This window comes from Chitinophaga sp. 05T412, from assembly GCF_056396465.1.
Genome location: NZ_JBFTLN010000006.1, coordinates 222,563 through 242,308, shown reverse-complemented (window position 1 = coordinate 242,308; position 19,746 = coordinate 222,563). Strand labels below are relative to the sequence as shown.

The following is a 19,746-nucleotide window of genomic DNA, read 5'->3' as shown; positions in this document are numbered from 1 at the left end:
TTTGCTAAACAATAGCCCTTTCTCATGAATAGTGGTTATCAGATGCCCCGCATCTGACGGAATCCTCCGCCACCACCCCGGCCACCGGGGAAGCCCATACGATTTCGGCTGTCTCCCGGTTTGTTGTTGCCACCAAAGCGGTTTAGGAAATAAGTAAAGCTCACCATAAAATATTGTTGCAGCACGTTGCTTTGCGTATCCTGTATATATGTATCTGCCACGGTACGGGTAACACTCACATACTGTTTCAGCAAGTCAAAAGCCTGTACTTTAATCATCCCCTGCTTTTTGGGGAATACATATTTTGCAATATTCGCATTCCACATGGTAGAGGTAAGATTGTAGCCCACCGGCCGATTGCGGTTTAGCATGCAGGTAATATCACTCCCAATCATAAATCCTTTAGGCAGGTTGATGTTGAAGTCAGCATTGATGTTATAATCAAAGTAACGGGTATCCTGCTGGTTTGTATTGATCGCCTGCGTATAGTGGACTCCGTTATAGTTAACGCTGCCTCCCAGTGCTACGTCCAGTAGTTCCTTGTACGTATAATTCACATTGGCAGACTGAGAAATCTGTAACGTTCCTGTATAACTGGTTTTACTGTTTACTATCGTAACATCCCGTGTGTAACTCACACTGCTTCCGGTATTCAGGTTTTGTCCGGGCGTTTTTGATAAAGGAATGGAGTTGTGTACCATCCCACGTAAACTGAAGTAGCCATTTACGTTAACTGGTTTTACTGTTTGCTGTCCGGTTTTGTTGTTTATAGTGGTGGCGTTGATAATTTTATTCACCGCGTAGGAGCCGCTCAGCATAGCAAACATTCCACGGAACGTAATGTTGTTAAACTGATTGAAATTGATGTTCAGGTTATTATTGAAAGATGGTTTCAGATCCGGGTTACCCAATTGAATGTACAATGGGTTACTGTTGTCCGGAACAGGCGCCAACTGCTGTACTGAGGGCTGTTGCGTACTTCCGTTATAGTTAATACGTAACCGTTTGCTCTTGGAAAACATATAATTAAAAGACGCCTGCGGCGCGAAATTAATTGTATGCTGCTGGATAACTGTATCCTTTGCCTTAAGGAAAGAATAGGTGGTATTATCCAGGTTATTGAACAATACATTTAAACCAAAAGAGTAGTCATATTTCAGTTTGGTAGTGCGCACAGATAGCCCTGCCTGCTGGTTCAGGGTTTTGTTGGTAAAAATGTTACTCAGCGAGTCATTCATGATATTATAATTCTTACCGGAAGCATCATAATCATACGTATACTTTGTACTGGTATTAGTATATCTGGTAATGCCATAGTTGGCCTCCAGGTATCGGTCTTTTCCAACGGGCTCTGTATAAGTCAGGTTTACTCCTTCGTTGCGACTATCAGTATTGACCTGGTTTCTCTGGTCAAAAGCACTGATACTGTCTTTCTTGAAGAAGAAGAAATTGGACTTCACGTAGTTTTGCTGATCATTGCTACTGTTGTTATAGCTGAAGTTAGCACTGAGTGAACGACCGTGTTTTTTAAATTTTTTGCGGAATAAAAGCGTCCCACCGATGTTGGTATTGGTGCCCTGTCCGTCGTTGATAGTACTACCTCTGTTCACGGAGTCGGTGGTGCCGTTAAGGACCGACGAGCTGTTTGTAACACTATAGCTATTCCCATTGGTGAGGGAATAGGTGGGTGAAAAAATCAGCGAGTGCAGGGAGTCGATCGTATATTCGATGCGGGCGGAAACGCGGTTATTGCTATTATCTGTTTGTGAAACCGAGTTGGAGTTATCGTAGGTAGTACTTGGCTTTCCCAAACTATCTGTAGAAAAAGTTTGTCGTTGCTGTTTTTGTGTTACATCGGTTTTAGTATCATTGAAGAAGTAACTACCATTCACAATAAGGTTTTTATTGAAATCCTGGTTAAAGTTCACACCTGCATTCCAGTTGCGGGTAATACCCGGATTGTTGCTGGCCCCTATGTTTGTAGACATACCACGCATGCCCCCTCCACCGCCGCGGCCTCCTCCTCTCCCGCCGCCGGCAGAGTTAAAGCTCATCTGATCCTGTATGGTATAGCCAGTATTGTTCACGTTATTACCGCCACCTAACAGGKACATCTGTTGGTTTTCACGGAAGCGGTTTAAGCTGATGGAACCACCGAAGCGGTCATCCGTACCATAGCCGGCAGTAGCGCGGCCAAACATGCCTTTCTTCTTATCTTTTTTGATGGTGATATTGATCGTTTTTTCTGTTTGCCCATCATCGATGCCGGTGAATTGTGCCTGATCCGACTTTTTATCTATCAGCTGTACTTTATCGATGATGTTGGCAGGAAGGTTTTTGGTGGCCAGTTTCGGGTCGCTGCCGAAAAAGGGTTTACCATCTACCAGTACTTTTGTAACGGTTTCGCCCTGTGCGGTGATAGCGCCGTCTTTGTCTACGGTAACCCCGGGTAATTTCTTCAGGAGGTCTTCTACTACTGCGTTTTCGCGTGTTTTGAAAGCGTCGGCATTAAATTCAAGCGTATCTTTTTTTACTACAATGGGTGGTTTTTCATCTACAATTTCCACGGTATTCAGGTCTACACCTTTATGTCCCATGGCAATGTTGCCGAGGGTAATATCTCTGTGGTCGGGAGTGACTTGTATTTGTTTGTTGAGGGGTTTATAGCCCAGGAAGCTCACATAGAGCCTGTAGGCGCCATCTGCTACATTGGTCAGTTCAAAATTACCTTTGGTGTCTGTCATGGTGGTACTGGCAACGCTGGAGTCTTTCGCGTTCAGTAGCGCCACGGTGGCGGCCGGCATGGCCTCCTTTGTGGTGGAATCAGTCAATTGGCCTTTAATCTTTCCTTGCTGGGCCTGGGCTTGTGCATATAGTATGCTCAAGCCCAATACCAGTAAGAGTTGTATAAGTTTCTTCATAAATGAATTTAACAGCAGAGGGGGAAGTTAGGATGAAATTTACTATTGTTGTTGCCGCTTACGTAATTTATCCATCTCTTGTTTTCTGATCTCTCTCATTTGTTCCTGCGTTACTTTTTCTGCACCGGCAGGAAGGCTAAGATCTGCGTCTGTTACAGGTTTTAGGTTGACGCTCTTTGCCGTGAAAGATCGTTTGCTGCCTTCTGCCGATAGTACTACTGCATTATTTTCAGGTAACAAACCATTCACCGGAGCGAAGCTAAACGGTAGTTCAGTAGTATACCATACGGTGTAAGTATCGTCTTTAAGCTGTATGGTGGCCTTTTTACAGTTGTACCCGGCTATTTTTTTAGTTTTGTCTGACGACTTGGTATTAGCGGTAAAAATAAAGTCCTCTTCGGTGTAATACGTTTTTTTATCATCGCCGAAGGTGCTGAAAACCTGTTCATATTTTTTGTTGGCCAGGTCTACATATTGAGCGTTGTTACCTCTTGGTCCCATGCCGCCCATACCGGGTCTGCGGCCAGAACGGTTGCTGGTATCGCCTTCCGGACGTTGCCTGCGGCCACCGCCAAAGTCGGGGCGCTCTGTGGTGATTTTACCGATGTTGTTGTTGAAAGTAAAAGTTTGCTTGAAGGTGATTACATCGGGGATTTCCGGGGCATCATCGCCACCGCGTTGAAAGCCACGCATACGCTCAGGATCTGTCTTAGCAGTTACTTCGTATTCGATAGTACCTGATTGCTGGGCTAATACCGGGCTGCTTGCGGAAAGCAGCGTGGCTGCTGCAAAAAGTAAACGGATAGTTCGGTTCATACCTGGTTGTTTTTATTGTAACAAAATTGCTCTTTCGCGTTCGTTTTTTCGGTTAAAAAGCTTTATTTACTGTTATTTACTGTTAAGGCTGGTTTATAACCGTTAATCTTCCTTATTTACTGTTAATTACTGTTAAGGGATTAGCCGGTATTCAGCCCGGAATGGATAGTTTTGTATGGATCTTAAAATATTCCATGAGACAACGAATTAGAAATATCCTCATCCTGATGTCTGTTTGTATACTGGGTATATTTCTATTCCAGGGATATTGGCTGTATAACTCTTTTAAACTAAGACAGGAGCAGTTTAGCAAGGAAATCAATGAGTCGCTGCGTCAGGCAGTGTTTAATAAACAGTTTTCAGACGTGCGGCGCTATATCCGCTATTTTGGAAAAGACAAAGATTCGTTGAACAAGCCTATGCGGGGATTGGCAGATCAGCTGGAAGAAATAGGTGTACCTAAAGGAAAGCGATTCAGAGGCCACCGGGAATTTGACCACTTTCCCGGACCTCCCCCACCAGAGGCTTTCCGTGGCGATTCTCCCAACAAAGTATATGCAGATACCCTGGCCAGGCAAATTTCAGAATTCCTTATCACCAGCACTTTACATAACGATAGCACTAATCTTATTAAACTGGATTCTGTATTCAAAGTAGAGTTGGCAAGCCGGCAAATAGCTACACCATATGAGCTGGATACCTTCCACCTCAGCTATAGTGGCTTTGAAAGGGAAACCTTCCGGGATAGTATCCGGAAACGGGAGCCCCGTCAAACCTCCAAGATTCCGTTTAACCCGGCCAGCAACCTCTTTGTGCAGGCCAGCTTCGATTCTCCCCTACAATTTATTCTGCAGAAAATGATCTGGACCCTCCTGAGTTCTGTGGTGTTACTGGTACTTACAACGCTTTGTTTTACGTATATGCTGAGAACAATTTTGAAGCAGAAGCGGCTGTCGGAAGTAAAGAACGACTTTATCAACAATATGACGCATGAACTGAAAACGCCTATTGCTACTGTGTCTGCGGCTGTAGAAGCGTTACAGAATTTCAATGCATTGAATGATCAGCGGAAAACGCAAACCTACCTCGACATTTCCAAAAACGAATTACAGCGGTTATCGGACCTGGTAGAAAAAGTACTGCATATTGCCGCTGAGGAAAAAGAAGACATTGAGTTATTCCGGGAGGAAACAGACTTAAATGAAGTAATCGATAACATCCTTTCCAATCACCAGCTGAAAGCCGGGAAACAGCTGCAGCTGCGCTATGATAATAATCTGGCGGGGAAAATGGTGTATGTGGATAAAACACATTTATCTAACGCCATCAATAACCTGGTAGATAATGCGATTAAATATTCCGGGGAACAGGTGCAGTTATATATACAAACCAGCCTGGAAAATGGTATCTTAAAGATTAAGGTGAAAGATAACGGCATTGGTATTCCGAAAGTGTACCAGGGCAACATCTTTGATAAATTTTTCCGGGTGCCTACCGGCAACCTGCATAATGTAAAGGGCTTTGGTTTGGGCCTAAGTTATGTGCAAAAGATTGTGGAAATGCACAATGGTACCATTCATGTGCATAGTGAACCAGATAAAGGCAGTGAGTTTATCCTGATCATCCCCTCTGCATAACCAACATAAACAAAAGAAACTATGGCAAAAGTATTATTGATAGAAGACGAAGTACAGCTTGGACAGATCGTAAAAGATAGCCTTGAAATGCGGGGCTTCGAAATGTTGTATGCAGCCGATGGCAAAGAAGGACTACGTTTATATCAGCAGGAACACCCGGATGTGGTGGTGCTGGATATCATGATGCCGAATATGGATGGATTTACGGTGACGTCCGAAATCCGCAAGCAGGATAAATTCACACCTATCATCTTTCTCACGGCCAAATCGCAAACAGTGGATGTGGTAAAAGGGTTTGAATTGGGGGGTAATGATTATCTGAAGAAGCCCTTCAGTATGGATGAACTGATTGTGCGCATTACCGCGTTGCTGAAGCGTTTTGCAGATAATCCCGGCACCCGTGAAGTGGAGGAAGGCGCCGTATCTATTGGTCAATATGTATTCAACTATACCAAGCAAACACTTACCCGAAATAATACCGTTGAATTTCTTTCTCACCGCGAGGCCGCTATTTTGCAACGGTTGTACAACAACAAAAATGAGGTAATRGAGCGGAAGACGGTATTACTGGATTTATGGGGAGATGATAACTTCTTTAATGCCCGCAGTATGGACGTTTTCATCACCAAGTTGCGCCGGTACCTGAAAGATGATTCCAGGGTACAGATTGTGAATATCCGCGGTGTTGGGTATAAGTTGATTTTCTAGCCTGGCGTATTCATGGCAGGTGCTACTTCAAAGGTGATGTATACGCGGGTGCCTTGTATGGTGTTTTCTTTTCCTGACAGGTCTGTAATTTCTATATTGAATTGGGTATGGTACATCGAGCGGTAAAGCGAAGCTCGTTCCATACATATTTCCATGCCTCTGGAGTGATGGTTGTGCGTTTTTAAGCCTTCATGATGATATTGCAGGGCCTGTACCCGGCCTATTCCGTTGTCGGTAACCTCACAGGCATATAAATTTTGTTGCAGCTGCATCCACTCAATATGCAGCTGCCGGTCTGTTGCTTTATGCATTAACCCGTGCCAGATGGCGTTTTCCACAAAAGGTTGTATCAGCATACAAGGTACTGGCAAGGCGGATGGTGAAATCCGCGGATCTGTTTTGAGGGTGTATTCAAATCCCTTGTTGGTGCGTAGTTGCTCCAGTTTCAGGTATAGTTCCAGCGTATCAGATTCTTCCTGGAGGGAGATGAAGTTTTTGTCGGCCACGAGGAGTACTTTCCTGAGCAGCAGTGCCAATCCGGAAATATATTCCTGAGCCAGGGAGGTTTCGCCGGTCATCAGGGCGGTATAAATGCCATTCAGGCAATTAAACTGGAAATGTGGATTCATCTGTGATCTGAGGCTGAGTAGTTTTAGCTCCGACAGCTGTTTCCGGAGTTGCAGCAATTCCTTCTCCTGTTGGTTGGTGTGTAACACCATAGCTCTTTCATTGCCTTTGATCAGAAGGTAACGGGATCTGTAATGGACAAAAAGAAGTAAAAGGGCGCCAGATATGGCTATGGCCAATAGTAACCAGGTAATGTGTATCGTGACAGGCATACCCCCACTGATTTGCTCATGAAAATATACGTCATTTCGGGCAAATATGGTGGTTACCCCCCACAACAGTTTACTCCTAATCGCTTATCTTTGTTGTTTATGGAACAGTTAGTACAGCAAATAGCCACCTACAAAGAAGAAATAGCGGCTTTTACGCCTGCGGGCGCCGCGGATCTGGAACAGTACCGCATAAAATTCCTGGGTACAAAAGGTATCGTGAAAGCTCTTTTCGGGGAGATGAAGCAGGTACCGAATGACCGTAAGAAAGAATTTGGGCAGATATTAAACGAATTTAAACAACTCGCGGAGTCCCGCTATGAGCAGTTCAGTGAACTGAAAGATGCTTCCGGCGCAGATGCAGGCGATATTGATTATACTTTACCAGCGGCGCCACATCGTCTGGGCACCCGTCATCCTATCAGCCTGGTGCGGAATAAAATTATCCGCATTTTTGAGCGCCTGGGCTTCAGCATTGCAGAAGGACCAGAAATTGAGGACGACTGGCATAACTTCACGGCATTGAACTTACCGGAAAACCACCCGGCCCGTGATATGCAGGATACTTTCTTTATCAGCAAAAATCCCGATTGGCTGTTGCGTACGCAAACTTCTTCCGCTCAGGTAAGGGTGATGGAAGCGGGCAAACTGCCTATCCGTATCATCAGTCCGGGAAGGGTATATCGTAATGAAACCATTTCAGCCCGTGCACACTGCTTCTTCCACCAGGTAGAAGGATTGTATATCGATGAAAATGTGTCTTTCGCGGACCTTAAGCAAACGCTGTATCACTTCGTAAAAGAGATGTTTGGCGAAAATACGGGTATCCGTTTCCGTCCTTCCTACTTCCCATTCACGGAGCCAAGTGCAGAGATGGACATCGTGTGTTTCATTTGCGGAGGTACAGGTTGCCCGGTATGTAAACAAACCGGCTGGGTAGAGATCCTGGGTTGTGGAATGGTACACCCGAAAGTGTTGGCCAATTGCGGCATTGATCCGGAAAAATATACAGGTTTTGCCTTCGGTATGGGAATAGAACGTATTACCATGCTGAAATACCAGATTAAAGATTTGCGCCTTTTCTCTGAAAACGATACCCGTTTCTTAGAGCAATTCGAAGGTGCGGTATAAACTATGAAGCATAAAGCGAAAGCATAAAGTAAAGCTATTGTAGCGGATCACTGGTCGCTGCAATAGCTTTTTTTCTGTACGAAAAAACCTCAGATAGTGATGCAATCTATAGCCGTATGTGGCGCGGGCACCATGGGTGCCGGAATAGCACAAATAGCAGCTTATAGCGGATTTAATACACTGTTGTTCGATATACGGCAGGAGGGGGTGGATAAGGCGAAAGCGCAAATAGAGAAGAGCTTGTCCGTGGCCGTAACAAAAGGAAAGCTAACAGCTGAAGAGCAGGCGGCCACCATGCAGCGGCTTCGTTTTACCACGGTATTGGAAGATTGTGTAGCCGACATCATCATAGAAGCGATTGTAGAGAAAATTGCCGCCAAAACAGCCTTGTTTAACCAGCTGGCAGCTATCAATTCACCAGATACTATTTTTGCCACCAATACCTCCTCTTTGTCTGTATCAGACATTGCGGCGGCGGTAGATAGCCATGCTTCCAGAGTGGTAGGAATGCATTTTTTTAATCCAGCGCATCTGATGAAGCTGGTGGAAGTGGTAAGTGGAAAGCACACGGCGCCTGAAGTAGCAGAAACGGTGTATGCGCTGGCAAAGCAGATGGGTAAAGTGCCCGTGCGGGTGAAAGATGCCCCCGGATTTATTGTTAACAGGGTAGCCAGGCACTATTACCTGGAAGCCATGCATGCGGCAGAACAAGGCGTGGCCGACTTCAGTACCATTGATCAGCTGTTGGAGAGTGCAGGCTTTAAAATGGGGCCTTTTGCGTTAATGGACCTGATCGGTAATGATGTGAATCTGGCGGTAACACAGTCGTTATACGATGCCTTTGCACATGCTTCCCGCTTTAAACCGAATGCACTGCAGGAGCAACGGGTGAAAGAAGGTAAGCTGGGACGCAAAACCGGATTGGGTTTTTACAGGTACGAACAATAGTTTTATTACTTTTGGGCCTCTTATAGCATTAGAATTTAATCTTCATGATTTTAGTAACCGGCGGAACAGGTTTTTTAGGTAGTCATTTAATTCGGGCATTAGTTGCTGCAGGTAAACCTGTAAGGGCATTGTACCGTCAACAACCTTCTCCCCGGTTGCAGGATATTTCCGATAAAATAGAATGGGTTCCGGGCGACATCCTGGATATTTTTACCCTGGAAGATGCCCTGGTGGGCGTTACGCAGGTATATCACTGTGCGGCGATGGTGTCTTTTCAGGCGGCCGACAAAGACCGTCTGCTGAAGATCAACGTAGAAGGAACGGCTAATGTGGTAAACATGGCGCTGGATGCCGGCGTAAAAAAGTTGCTCTATGTAAGCTCTGTGGCAGCTATTGGTCGTGCAAGAGAAAATGCGGCAGTGAATGAAGCCTGTGAGTGGGAAGACAGTAAGAACAACTCGCGCTACAGCATCAGCAAGTTCCAGGGAGAAATGGAAGTGTGGAGAGGAATAGCAGAAGGGCTGGATGCTGTGATTGTAAATCCTTCTATCATCCTCGGCGCCGGMTTCTGGGATGATGGTTCCGGAGCACTGTTGAAGAATGCCTGGAAAGAATTCCCATACTATACAGAAGGGGTAAATGGCTTTGTAGATGTAGCCGATGTGGTGAAAGCCATGATAATGCTCATGGATAGCGATATCCAGGGAGAGCGCTTTATTCTTTCTGCCGACAACTGGGGGTATCAGCGTCTTTTTACCACCATGGCGCATGCATTGGGTAAGAAACCGCCTCATATAGCCGCGAAGCCATGGATGGCAGAAGTGGTGTGGCGCCTGGAAAAGGTAAAGGGTATGTTGACCGGCAAGCATCCGCTGGTAACAAAAGAAACTGCCCGTACTGCACAAATGAAAGTAACCTATGAAAATACCAAGGTGCTGGATGCATTGCCGGATTTCCGGTTCCAGCCATTGGAACAAACGATTCAGCAAATTGCTTCCGCTTTTTTAGCGGAACGCTCCGGCCAATAACAGCTGAAGTTATATCACCATAAAAAAGCGGCCATCGCAGCCGACAGCGTTTTCGTCATCTCAGGATCTGTCTCCTTACTTACCCATACTTTGGGTTTACTGCCCGTTGATTTATCGCCAGGTTTTACAGCGGCTATTGGTTGCCCGCGATACTGGAATTCATAGCAGATGTTTTCATAAGAATTGACTTTGCCAAAACGATTATGGGCGGTAATACGAATATCTGTGTCGGCCGACCGGAGCACACCTACTGCTTTGTTTTCGTTTAGCTCCAGGTAGTGAGGCGACTTAACAATCATTTCCCAGCGCTTTAGCGGCTCGTTTTTGGTGCCATTGATTAAAGTATAGCGAAGGTCTGTGTTGCCGGGTAAACTACTTAAATAAGCAGGCAAATTGCGATTGGTAAAGGCAATGGCAGTTGTATTCATGGTTTGCACCAACATATGCTCGTCATTGCCATTCAGATAGAAATTAAAGGCGTTTTTAGGGTCTTTAATGAAGGTGGCCTCTGCTACTCCGTTTTTACGGGAAGTAGTGGTATATGCACCTAAGGAGAGCGTTTTGGCAGATAGCCAGCTGTCTTTCACCCCGGTGGTCCATTGCTGATCAGTACTGTACAGAGAAGGGGTGGTATGGGTGTTGTTAGGGGTGCTGCAACTCCAGAGCAGTATACCCATTAAAGCGGCAAAGAATGGTTTCATGAAGTGAGTGGGTTTAGAATGACGGGGGCGCTTGTGGTGACGGGATGTTTATCTGCGCTGCAGGCAGATAAACATCCCGTTGTTGAGTATGTTATTTAAGATCTTTTACTTTTTCCCAGATTTCAGGGATACGTCTGATCCAGCTAATTTCCTTCTTTTTTACACGGGCATCATCTACCGGAGTTCCGAAGTATACCTTACCTCCTTCAAGACTGGAAGGTACACCGCTTTGCGCGAGTACCACCGCACCTTTTCCGATGGTGAGATCCTTGTTCACACCTACCTGTCCCCAAAGGATTACGTTGTCTTCAATGTGTGCTTTACCGGCAATACCTACCTGTGCAGCAATGAGGCAGTTCTTGCCTATTATGGTACCATGTCCAACATGAATCATATTATCCAGCTTGGTACCGCGACCGATGATAGTATCTCCACTCACGCCTTTGTCGATGGTACAGCCGGCGCCTATTTCCACACTGTCTTCTATGATCACTCTGCCACAGCTTTCCAGTTTATCATATATCACTTCCCGCTCTGCTCTTTTCTTAAAGTAAAAAGCATCGGCGCCAAGTACAGTACTGGCATGAATGATCACGTTATCGCCAATGACACAATGATCGTAAATGGTAACGCCAGGATGTATGAGACAGTTACGTCCAATGCGCACATGGTTCCCAATGAATACGTTGGGTTGCACCACAGTTCCCTCTCCTATTACCGCGCTATCGCTGATGGCTTTGGTTGCCGGTTCAAAAGGTCTGAATCTTTTTACCAGTTTTACATAAGCACTGAACGGGTCATCAAGTACCAAAATCGCCTTGCCTTCGGGGCAGTCTACCTTTTTGTTAATGATGATGATGGTTGCTGCGGAATTAAGACTGGCACTGTAGTATTTCTCAAAGTCAACAAAGGAGATATCTCCTGGTGTTACCTTATGTATTTCATTGATGCCAGTGGCCATCAATTGACTGTTGCCAATCAGCTCTGCGCCTATATATGCTGCGATTTCAGTTACTGCAACAGGTGCTTCGAACTTCATATACTCTGAATTATTAAATAATGTTAAAGAGTAACAAAGGTACTGAATCAACAATTCCAATAATCAAAATTTGGGGAGATGATAACGTCATTAGGCAAGTTTTAACTTGCCGTTATCCACAATTATTTTAGTGGTGTGAATAAATTTTTTTGTAAAATTTTTCTTTTGTGATGAAATTCTTTTTAATATTGTGTAGGGAATTTTGTTTCCCTGTACTTACTAACCCATTCACATAACAAGAAAGTCTGATTGTTTAAACGGTCAGACTTTTTTTATTGCCTCTGAAACCCGCGCGAATAAAGCATTACAGCGAATCACATTTTTATCTTACTAAAAACTATCATCATCATGTCTTCATCTTTTTACCATTTTTGTGGCAGGAAGGTAGCAAGACTCCTCCCCTCATTTTTTATACTTTTTGGGAATTTTACCGGCTAATCCCGTTTTTTTATCCCTCTTCGCCCAAATTTTTTTCTGTTTTTTTTATCGCTCAACGGAGTAGTCGGAACAGCAACAATTCTTTATCGCTCTTTCCAACTACTCCGATGATGTATAAAAACAATAAACGTACTGTTTAGATAGACTTGCTAAACAATTGTGAATGTGGTACTTGTCGCCACAGACGTGCATCAAAAGCCATACAGATGTTACGTATAAAAGGCTTGCCCTTGGTGGTTACCATCACCTTTTGAGGAAGCACGGTTACCAGTTCATCCTTCTCCAGCTCCTGTAATCTTTCTATCCCTTCTATCACTGCTTCACATTGTGTATCTGCTTTGTGCCAGGTAGTTTCAAAATGACACATCAGCTCCTGAATATGCTTCCTTAGCAAGAGGTCTTCTTCACTGAGTATATGACCACGTACTACAGGAAACTCACCTTTGTTCACCAGCTCTTGCCAGGCATCGATCTTTTTTTCATTTTGCACATACGCGTACCAGTTATCACCAATGGAAGATGCTCCCAAACCCACCAGCAGTGAGGTGTGCGTAACAGTGTATCCCATGAAGTTGCGGTGTAATCTTCCCTGTTTAAAAGCAGTGTGCAGGGCTTCTCCCGGCAGTGCAAAATGGTCCATACCTATTTCGGTATAACCGTTGCTGTCGAACAGCAACTTACCCAGTTCATACAGCTGTCTTTTCTCTTCGTCTCCTGGTAAATCAGCTTCTGTATACCGGCGTTGTCCTGTTCCCTTTATCMAGGGAACATGTGCATAGCTGTAGAAGGAGATACGGTCAGGACGTAATCTCACCACCTTGTCGATGGTGTTTTGTATGCTGTTGAGCGTTTGTAACGGCAGGCCATAGATCAGGTCGAAGTTGATGGAAGTAAAGCCGATCTTCCTGGCGTTCTCTACTACAGAGGCAACCATCTCAAAGGGCTGGATGCGGTTAATGATTTCCTGTACCCGTCTGTCGAAATCCTGTATGCCCAGGCTGATTCTGCGGAAGCCCAGGTTATATAGTGTTTGCAGATGCTCCGGCGTGGTATTCCCGGGGTGTCCTTCAAAGCTTAATGAGGCATCCGGTAGTAGTTCTGCACGGCTGTAAATACCTTTGAGCAAAGCCGATAAATTTTCGGCGCTGAAGAAGGTGGGTGTCCCTCCTCCCAGATGCAATTCACGGATGCGGGGTTTGCTGCCGAAGGTATTTACATACAGCTCCCATTCTTTCAGCAATGCGGCTATATAAGGCGCCTCTACGCCATGGTTAACGGTGATGTACTTATTGCAGCCACAGTAGGTACACATGCTTTCACAAAACGGAAGATGAATATAAATGCTGATACCATCCCTGCCATTAGACTCCTGGAATGACTTTTTCAACAACGCTTTCCAACTGTCGGCATTAAAGGTGTTTTCATCCCAGTAGGGCACAGTAGGGTAACTGGTATATCGGGGTGCGGCTACGTTATATTTACTGATGAGGCTCATGATGGCTTATGATTTATGACAACAATTTTTAACAACATGTTCGCTGTGTGGTACCATAGTAGGGCTGATGTACGGAATGCCCAGGTTCAGGCCCCGGAGAATTAACAGCACCCCCATAAGGCTCACTACTACGGGTATCATACGGCGCATTTTATTCCTGGCGGAGAGGGTGATCAGATGGCTGAACGAAGCAACACCTATCATTGCAGGCATGGTACCAGCGCCAAAGGCAGCCATAAACAATGTTCCTTTGCCCACATCGCCGGTGGCAATGGCGCCGGCAATGGCCAGGTAAACAAGTCCACATGGCAGGAGTCCGTTCAAAAATCCGATGGCGTATAGTGTACGGAATCGTTGTTGCTGTAACAGCCGACCCAGCTGCGATTTAATCTTTTGTGTAAAAGCATTGGGTCGTTGTGGTCCCTTCGTCCAACGGATACCACTGTATTTTAAGATGGCTACCAGCAATAAGAGACTGCCAGTAATGATAGATAACCACTGCTGGAGGCCTCCGAGGTACAATTGTTTACCCAACCATCCAAAGATGAACCCCAGGATGGCATAGGCGCTGATACGGCCGGTATTATACAACAGGATGCCAGCCATTTTTTTGCTACCGGTAAGGTGTTGTACCGGCAGCGTGAGGGCAATAGGCCCACACATGCCAATGCAGTGAAAGCTACCCACAAAACCAAGCATAAAGGAGGCGATCATATTATTCGTTTTGGATTAGTTAATATGGATGGCCTGTTCCTGATAAAACGGACGGTCGTTCATGGTCCATTGTACCTTTAAACGATACTGACCTCTGGTAAATAACTGCCTGTTTATCAATTGATGACCAGCATCATCGGCCTGTAATGGAAGGTGTATATCTTTTCCGGAATCAGATGGCCGGTAGAAAGTGAGTTTACCGGTAATTTTTTTTCCTTGCAACTCATGTGGAAAGGTGACTAGCACACCGTTTTCCGGTTGGCTAACGGTAATGAGTGAAGAAAGACCAGCAGCATTTTGTTTCCCGTCTATCACCTGCTGGTATTTTAATTCTTCACCGTAGTAGTCCGGTGTCACCATGTCTATTTTCGTTTGCATGCTTTTGGTGACCAGCGTCAGGATACCGGCAGCAAATACTACAAATACAATGATAATCTTGTGTCCCCAGTTCATGATAATCTTTTTTAAGAGATGTTTATATCAATACGGGTTTACTGCACCGGCCCTAAAAAAGTGGTGCGTAAACGGGTAATTTTCTCGTTATGTTCATAAAGTCCTACGTAGAAGGTTGATTTGCGTTGATGCACCATTGTTTTGGGCAACACAATGAAAAAGGTCCCTTCTCCCTGTCCTTCTGCTTTCACATGAATGACGGAGCTGCCTATCGTGGACACTACGCCATTTTCATCCTCCAGCTTCAATTCGAGCGGAATATCTTTCGTGGTTTTATTCACCAGTTTAATGCGGTAGAGGTTGGAGATACTGTCGGTTCCACGCTCCTGGTATAGCATGCCCGCCGTGCGCATAATGGTGCCGCTTACCGGTTTGCGGCTACCCAGCATAAAGCTGATCACCACCAGCAACAACGCCAGTATGGTGCTATATACTTTTAGCCTGGTGGTAAAACGTAATGGTTGTTTTTGGGCAATACCATTTTCGGAAGCATAACGTATCAGCCCTTTTGCCCGACCGGTTTGTTCCATCATAAAATCGCAGGCATCTATACAGGCGGTGCAGTTCACACATTCCAGCTGGGTTCCATTCCGTATATCTATGCCTGTTGGACATACTTTCACGCACTGCATGCAGTCGATGCAGTCGCCATGCGCGCTCGTATCGTTTTTGCGGAACTTAGCGCGGGGTTCTCCCCTTTCATAGTCGTATGCTACCAGTATAGAGTTTTTATCCAGCAATACACCCTGTAAACGGCCGTAAGGACATACAATGGTGCAGATCTGTTCCCGCATAAAGGCGAACACTCCGTAGAACACCCCGGAAAATACCAGCAGCGCAATAAAGCCGCCGGTATGTGCGGACAATGGCTCGGTGATGATGCGGCCTAACGCCTTTGCGCCGATGATATATGCCAGGAACATATTGGCAATTAAAAACGACAAGGCATAAAATGCCAGGTGCTTACCTGTTTTACGGATAATTTTATTGGTGTTCCAGGGCGACTGTTGCAGCATCCGTTGTGCCGCGGCATCGCCTTCTATCCAATATTCCAGGCGGCGGAACAGCATTTCCATGAAGATGGTTTGTGGACACATCCAGCCACAGAAAAGCCTTCCGAAGGCCATGGTAAATACCACAATGAAAAGAATGAATGCCAGCATGGCCAACCCAAAGATGAAGAAGTCCTGTGGCCAGAAGATAGCGCCGAAGAGGATGAATTTTCCCTCGATCACATTCAGCAGGAATAAGGGCCTGCCATTTATAGAAATAAACGGCAGGCTAAAGAAAACACTAAAATAGAAGAGACTCACCCAACTACGGATATTATACCAGCGGCCTTTAGGCTGCTTCGCAAAAATCCAGTTGCGCTTGCCTTGCTTATCAACGGTGGCTATCGTATCTCTGAATGTGCTGTTACTCATGTGTGTACTTTTTATCCCTGCTTGTCATCTATTCTTTCTGTCCTTGTGCTTCTTTGGGATTAGGCGGATTGCTGCCATGGATCGACTTAACAAAGCTGGCCAGCTGCGCCAGCTGCTTAGGTGAAAAGTCTTCCTGCCAGGCTTTCATTCCTTTATCCGCTACTCCATATTTAATAGTTTTGAACACGTCGTTGATTTTACCGCCATGGAGCCAGTAGTCGTCCGTTAAGTTAGGACCTACAACGCCTTGCCCCTGTGGTCCGTGACAGGGCGCACAACTGGCCACGAATATCTTTTGACCGGCGGCGATATCGTTGGCATCTGTGAGTAGTACCACGTTGTTTTCGTCGATGTTATTGGCGGCTTTTTTCAGGTATTCTTCTTTGGCAATAGCTGCTTTTTCTTCTGCGGCTGCCAGCTCCTCCAGTTGGTTCGGTGCCGAATGGGTGATCTCTGTACGCCAGAAGTATACGATACCAAAGCATACAGTGAAAATAAATCCCCACTTCCACCAAGGTGGTGTTGGATTGTTCAGTTCATGGATGCCGTCAAAGTCATGGCCCATGTCCTCATCTACTTCTGCGGCGGCATCCAGGGTTTTCGTATTGTTTAATTTTTCGAACCAGGATACCCGTGGTTTACCTGGTGCCGGTACTTTAGCTGGCTTACGTTTACGTTTGATACCTGCCAGGAAGCGCAATACAAACAGCAGACTGATGATCACACCCAGTTCCACAATGATCACAGATACCATCAGGTAAAAAGAGGTAGGTGATAAATGTGTGAAATAGGGATTGGCTTCGGTACTGATCACTGACGATGCAAATGCTGATTGGCTAAAGAGTGTCAGTGAAATAATGCCAATGGTGATCAGGGCTTTGCCGGCATCTTTTTTCATCTTCTCCCGAAAAATATCCATTGCTCCTAATACGGCATTACCAAGAATAATAATGGCCAGCAATAACCCGCCTATGACAGCCAGCAGCAACAAGGCTACCGGATCATATAATTCTGACGGGGCATTAGCGCCGCTATCTGCAACAGCCAGCAAAGGAGCTAAGAAACAGCCGGCGAGTAGCTGTATAAATCGTTTATTCATACCTTTTCTTTTACAGGGGATTAGTCTCATCATTGTCTAAAGGAATTCGGCTGATCCGATCTACCATTTTCTTATCTGCTTTAAAAGCCCATAGGGAAGCACCTATAAAAAAGGTAAACAACAGTAGCAGTGATGTMATCGGATATACGCTGATGCCAGCTATTGATTCCAGGTAGTTAATGAACTTCATGATACGTTAATTAAAAGGTGGTGTTATCGTTGGCTGGTGCAGGTTTGGGCGCCAGCTTAATATCTTTACCCATGCGTTGCAGATAGGCAATCAATGCAATGATTTCACGATCTGCTTTGATAGGAAGTTTATCTTTTTGCAGGGAGGCTGCTATGTCTTGTGCCTGTTTGTCGAGATCGGCGATGGCCTGCCGTTCATAACCCGCTGCATAAGGCACGCCCAGCTTGCGCATTACATTGATCATAGCCGGTGTCTTGCTTTTATCTACCCGGTCTTCAAACAGCCATGGATAGGCAGGCATGATAGAACCCGGTGACATGGAGGTAGGGTCCAGCATGTGATTGAAGTGCCAGGAATCCGGATATTTACCGCCAATGCGCGCCAGATCCGGGCCAGTACGTTTAGATCCCCACTGGAAAGGATGGTCATATACAAACTCACCAGCTTTGGAGTATTCGCCATAACGGGCTACTTCATCACGGAAAGGACGTATCATTTGAGAGTGGCAGGTATAACAACCTTCTCTCAGGTAGATATCACGGCCATGTAGCTCCAGTGGTGTATATGGTTTCACGCTGCTGATAGTAGGTACATTGCTGTTGATGAGGAAGGTGGGCATCATTTCCAGTATACCACCAATGGCTACCACTACGAGGCTGAATACTACCAGCTGCAGCGGACGACGTTCGATCCAGTTATGCCAGTGTGCTTTACCATGTGTAGTAATTACTTTCGGCAAAGGCGCAGCTTCTGCCGCTTCGTTGGCTATAAAAGAGCCACGGCGGATCGTTTTGGTAAGGTTCACGATCATCAATACTACGCCACTGATGTACAACAATCCTCCTACTGCACGCAGCGCATACATGGGGACGATGGTAGTTACGGTTTCCAGGAACTGATATTTCAGTTGTCCTTCTTCGGTAAACTGTTTCCACATCATACTTTGTGTGAAAGCAGCCCAGTAAAGCGGAATTACATAGAAGATAATACCAAGGGTACCGATCCAGAAGTGCGTATTAGCCCATTTGCGGGAATATAATTGTGTATCAAATATGCGCGGAATCAGCCAGTAGAGAATACCGAAGGTCAGGAAGCCGTTCCAGCCCAGGGCGCCAACGTGTACGTGAGCAATGGTCCAGTCGGTATAGTGACTAATGGCATTTACATTTTTCAATGATAACATCGGTCCTTCGAAAGTGGCCATACCATAGCAGGTAAGCGCTACCACAAAGAATTTAAGAATAGCATCTTCTCTTACCCGGTCCCAGGCGCCGCGAAGCGTGAGTAAACCATTGAGCATACCACCCCAGGATGGAGCAATGAGCATGATGCTAAAGGCTGTTCCCAGTGACTGTGCCCATTCAGGCAAAGCGGTATACAGCAGGTGATGCGGGCCCGCCCAGATATAAATAAAGATCAGTGACCAGAAGTGAATAATAGACCAGCGATAAGAATATACGGGTCTGTTAGCCGCTTTGGGAACGAAGTAATACATCAGGCCCAGATAAGGCGTAGTGAGGAAGAAGGCCACCGCATTGTGTCCATACCACCATTGTACCAGCGCATCCTGTACACCCGCATACCAGCTGTAACTTTTGAACAGGGATAATGGGAATTCGAAAGAGTTAATAATATGTAACATGGCAATGGCTACCCAGGTACCGATATAGAACCAGATGGCCACGTATAAATGCGATTCGCGTCTGCGTAAAATAGTACCGAGCATATTAGCGCCAAACACCAACCAGATCAGGGTAATGGCAATATCAAACGGCCATTCCAGTTCGGCGTATTCTTTACCGGTGGTGTAACCGAGGAATAAAGTCAGCGCGCCGCTGGCAATGATGGCCTGCCATCCCCAGAAATGTATTTTGCTCAGAAGGTCGCTGAACATGCGGGCTTTGCACAGCCGTTGCAGCGAGTAGTATACGCCCATGAATATACCATTACCCACAAAGGCAAAGATCACGGCATTGGTGTGTACGGGTCTCAGTCTGCCAAAAGTGATAGGGGCAAATCCCATGTTAAGACCAGGGAGTACCAGCTCCAGAGCGGCCCACAGACCGGCCAGCATGCCTATTAAACCCCAGAACACACAGGCGTAGGCAAACCATTTTACCGTGCGGTTGTCGTAATAAAATTTTTCGAGTGACATAGTGGTATTTAAA

Annotated in this window: 17 protein-coding genes; 5 read left to right on the top strand and 12 right to left on the bottom strand. The window is 45.7% G+C overall.

From position 1 onward, the window contains the following. Positions 1-38: 38 nt before the first annotated feature. Both AC1DFM_RS15525 and AC1DFM_RS15520 read right to left on the bottom strand, forming a co-directional pair. The gene (locus AC1DFM_RS15525; RefSeq protein ID WP_477077641.1) at positions 39-2,921 is read right to left on the bottom strand and encodes an outer membrane beta-barrel protein; all 2,883 of its coding nucleotides are present in this window, start codon (positions 2,919-2,921) and stop codon (positions 39-41) included. A gap of 42 nt (positions 2,922-2,963) precedes the next feature. Next, the gene (locus tag AC1DFM_RS15520) at positions 2,964-3,737 is read right to left on the bottom strand and encodes a GLPGLI family protein (protein WP_477077640.1); all 774 of its coding nucleotides are present in this window, start codon (positions 3,735-3,737) and stop codon (positions 2,964-2,966) included. Between the two features lie 194 nt (positions 3,738-3,931). Here AC1DFM_RS15520 and AC1DFM_RS15515 point away from each other — a divergent pair, with 194 nt between their 5' ends. After that, positions 3,932-5,374, top strand: a complete 1,443-nt coding sequence (locus tag AC1DFM_RS15515; protein WP_477077639.1) for a sensor histidine kinase — start codon at positions 3,932-3,934, stop codon at positions 5,372-5,374. 21 nt (positions 5,375-5,395) lie between these two features. Next, positions 5,396-6,082 carry a response regulator transcription factor gene (locus AC1DFM_RS15510; RefSeq protein WP_477077638.1) on the top strand — a complete coding sequence of 229 codons (687 nt, stop codon included), beginning with the start codon at positions 5,396-5,398 and terminating at the stop codon, positions 6,080-6,082. Here the strand turns inward: AC1DFM_RS15510 and AC1DFM_RS15505 are convergent. After that, entirely contained in the window at positions 6,079-6,921 is an 843-nt protein-coding gene (locus AC1DFM_RS15505; RefSeq protein WP_477077637.1) for a sensor histidine kinase, read from the bottom strand. The two genes, AC1DFM_RS15510 and AC1DFM_RS15505, sit on opposite strands and share 4 nt — an antisense overlap. A 99-nt stretch (positions 6,922-7,020) precedes the next feature. Here AC1DFM_RS15505 and pheS point away from each other — a divergent pair, with 99 nt between their 5' ends. The 3 genes from pheS (at position 7,021) to AC1DFM_RS15490 (ending at position 10,025) form a co-directional block, all read left to right on the top strand. Then, positions 7,021-8,049 carry a phenylalanine--tRNA ligase subunit alpha gene (gene pheS / locus AC1DFM_RS15500; protein WP_477077636.1) on the top strand — a complete coding sequence of 343 codons (1,029 nt, stop codon included), beginning with the start codon at positions 7,021-7,023 and terminating at the stop codon, positions 8,047-8,049. A 99-nt stretch (positions 8,050-8,148) separates the two neighbouring features. Next, the gene (locus AC1DFM_RS15495) at positions 8,149-8,997 is read left to right on the top strand and encodes a 3-hydroxyacyl-CoA dehydrogenase family protein (RefSeq protein ID WP_477077635.1); all 849 of its coding nucleotides are present in this window, start codon (positions 8,149-8,151) and stop codon (positions 8,995-8,997) included. Positions 8,998-9,041: 44 nt separating this feature from the next. After that, entirely contained in the window at positions 9,042-10,025 is a 984-nt protein-coding gene (locus AC1DFM_RS15490) for an NAD-dependent epimerase/dehydratase family protein (RefSeq protein ID WP_477077634.1), read from the top strand. Between the two features lie 14 nt (positions 10,026-10,039). Here AC1DFM_RS15490 and AC1DFM_RS15485 read toward each other — a convergent pair whose 3' ends face one another. The 9 genes from AC1DFM_RS15485 to ccoN form a co-directional block, all read right to left on the bottom strand. Beyond that, positions 10,040-10,726: a hypothetical protein gene (locus AC1DFM_RS15485; RefSeq protein ID WP_477077633.1), complete on the bottom strand. Its 687-nt coding sequence runs from the start codon at positions 10,724-10,726 to the stop codon at positions 10,040-10,042. Between the two features lie 91 nt (positions 10,727-10,817). Then, positions 10,818-11,765 carry a UDP-3-O-(3-hydroxymyristoyl)glucosamine N-acyltransferase gene (locus AC1DFM_RS15480; RefSeq protein WP_477077632.1) on the bottom strand — a complete coding sequence of 316 codons (948 nt, stop codon included), beginning with the start codon at positions 11,763-11,765 and terminating at the stop codon, positions 10,818-10,820. A gap of 574 nt (positions 11,766-12,339) precedes the next feature. Next, entirely contained in the window at positions 12,340-13,698 is a 1,359-nt protein-coding gene (gene hemN, locus AC1DFM_RS15475) for an oxygen-independent coproporphyrinogen III oxidase (RefSeq protein ID WP_477077631.1), read from the bottom strand. A 6-nt stretch (positions 13,699-13,704) separates the two neighbouring features. Continuing rightward, entirely contained in the window at positions 13,705-14,412 is a 708-nt protein-coding gene (locus AC1DFM_RS15470) for a sulfite exporter TauE/SafE family protein (protein WP_477077630.1), read from the bottom strand. A gap of 15 nt (positions 14,413-14,427) precedes the next feature. Then, positions 14,428-14,865 carry a FixH family protein gene (locus AC1DFM_RS15465; RefSeq protein ID WP_477077629.1) on the bottom strand — a complete coding sequence of 146 codons (438 nt, stop codon included), beginning with the start codon at positions 14,863-14,865 and terminating at the stop codon, positions 14,428-14,430. 38 nt (positions 14,866-14,903) lie between these two features. Continuing rightward, the gene (gene ccoG / locus AC1DFM_RS15460) at positions 14,904-16,289 is read right to left on the bottom strand and encodes a cytochrome c oxidase accessory protein CcoG (RefSeq protein WP_477077628.1); all 1,386 of its coding nucleotides are present in this window, start codon (positions 16,287-16,289) and stop codon (positions 14,904-14,906) included. Between the two features lie 28 nt (positions 16,290-16,317). After that, positions 16,318-17,388, bottom strand: coding sequence for a cbb3-type cytochrome c oxidase N-terminal domain-containing protein (locus AC1DFM_RS15455; protein ID WP_477077627.1), 1,071 nt, complete (start codon positions 17,386-17,388; stop codon positions 16,318-16,320). A gap of 10 nt (positions 17,389-17,398) precedes the next feature. Continuing rightward, positions 17,399-17,578 carry a CcoQ/FixQ family Cbb3-type cytochrome c oxidase assembly chaperone gene (locus AC1DFM_RS15450; RefSeq protein ID WP_477077626.1) on the bottom strand — a complete coding sequence of 60 codons (180 nt, stop codon included), beginning with the start codon at positions 17,576-17,578 and terminating at the stop codon, positions 17,399-17,401. A 10-nt stretch (positions 17,579-17,588) separates the two neighbouring features. After that, positions 17,589-19,733, bottom strand: a complete 2,145-nt coding sequence (ccoN, locus tag AC1DFM_RS15445; RefSeq protein WP_477077625.1) for a cytochrome-c oxidase, cbb3-type subunit I — start codon at positions 19,731-19,733, stop codon at positions 17,589-17,591. Positions 19,734-19,746 lie beyond the last annotated feature (13 nt).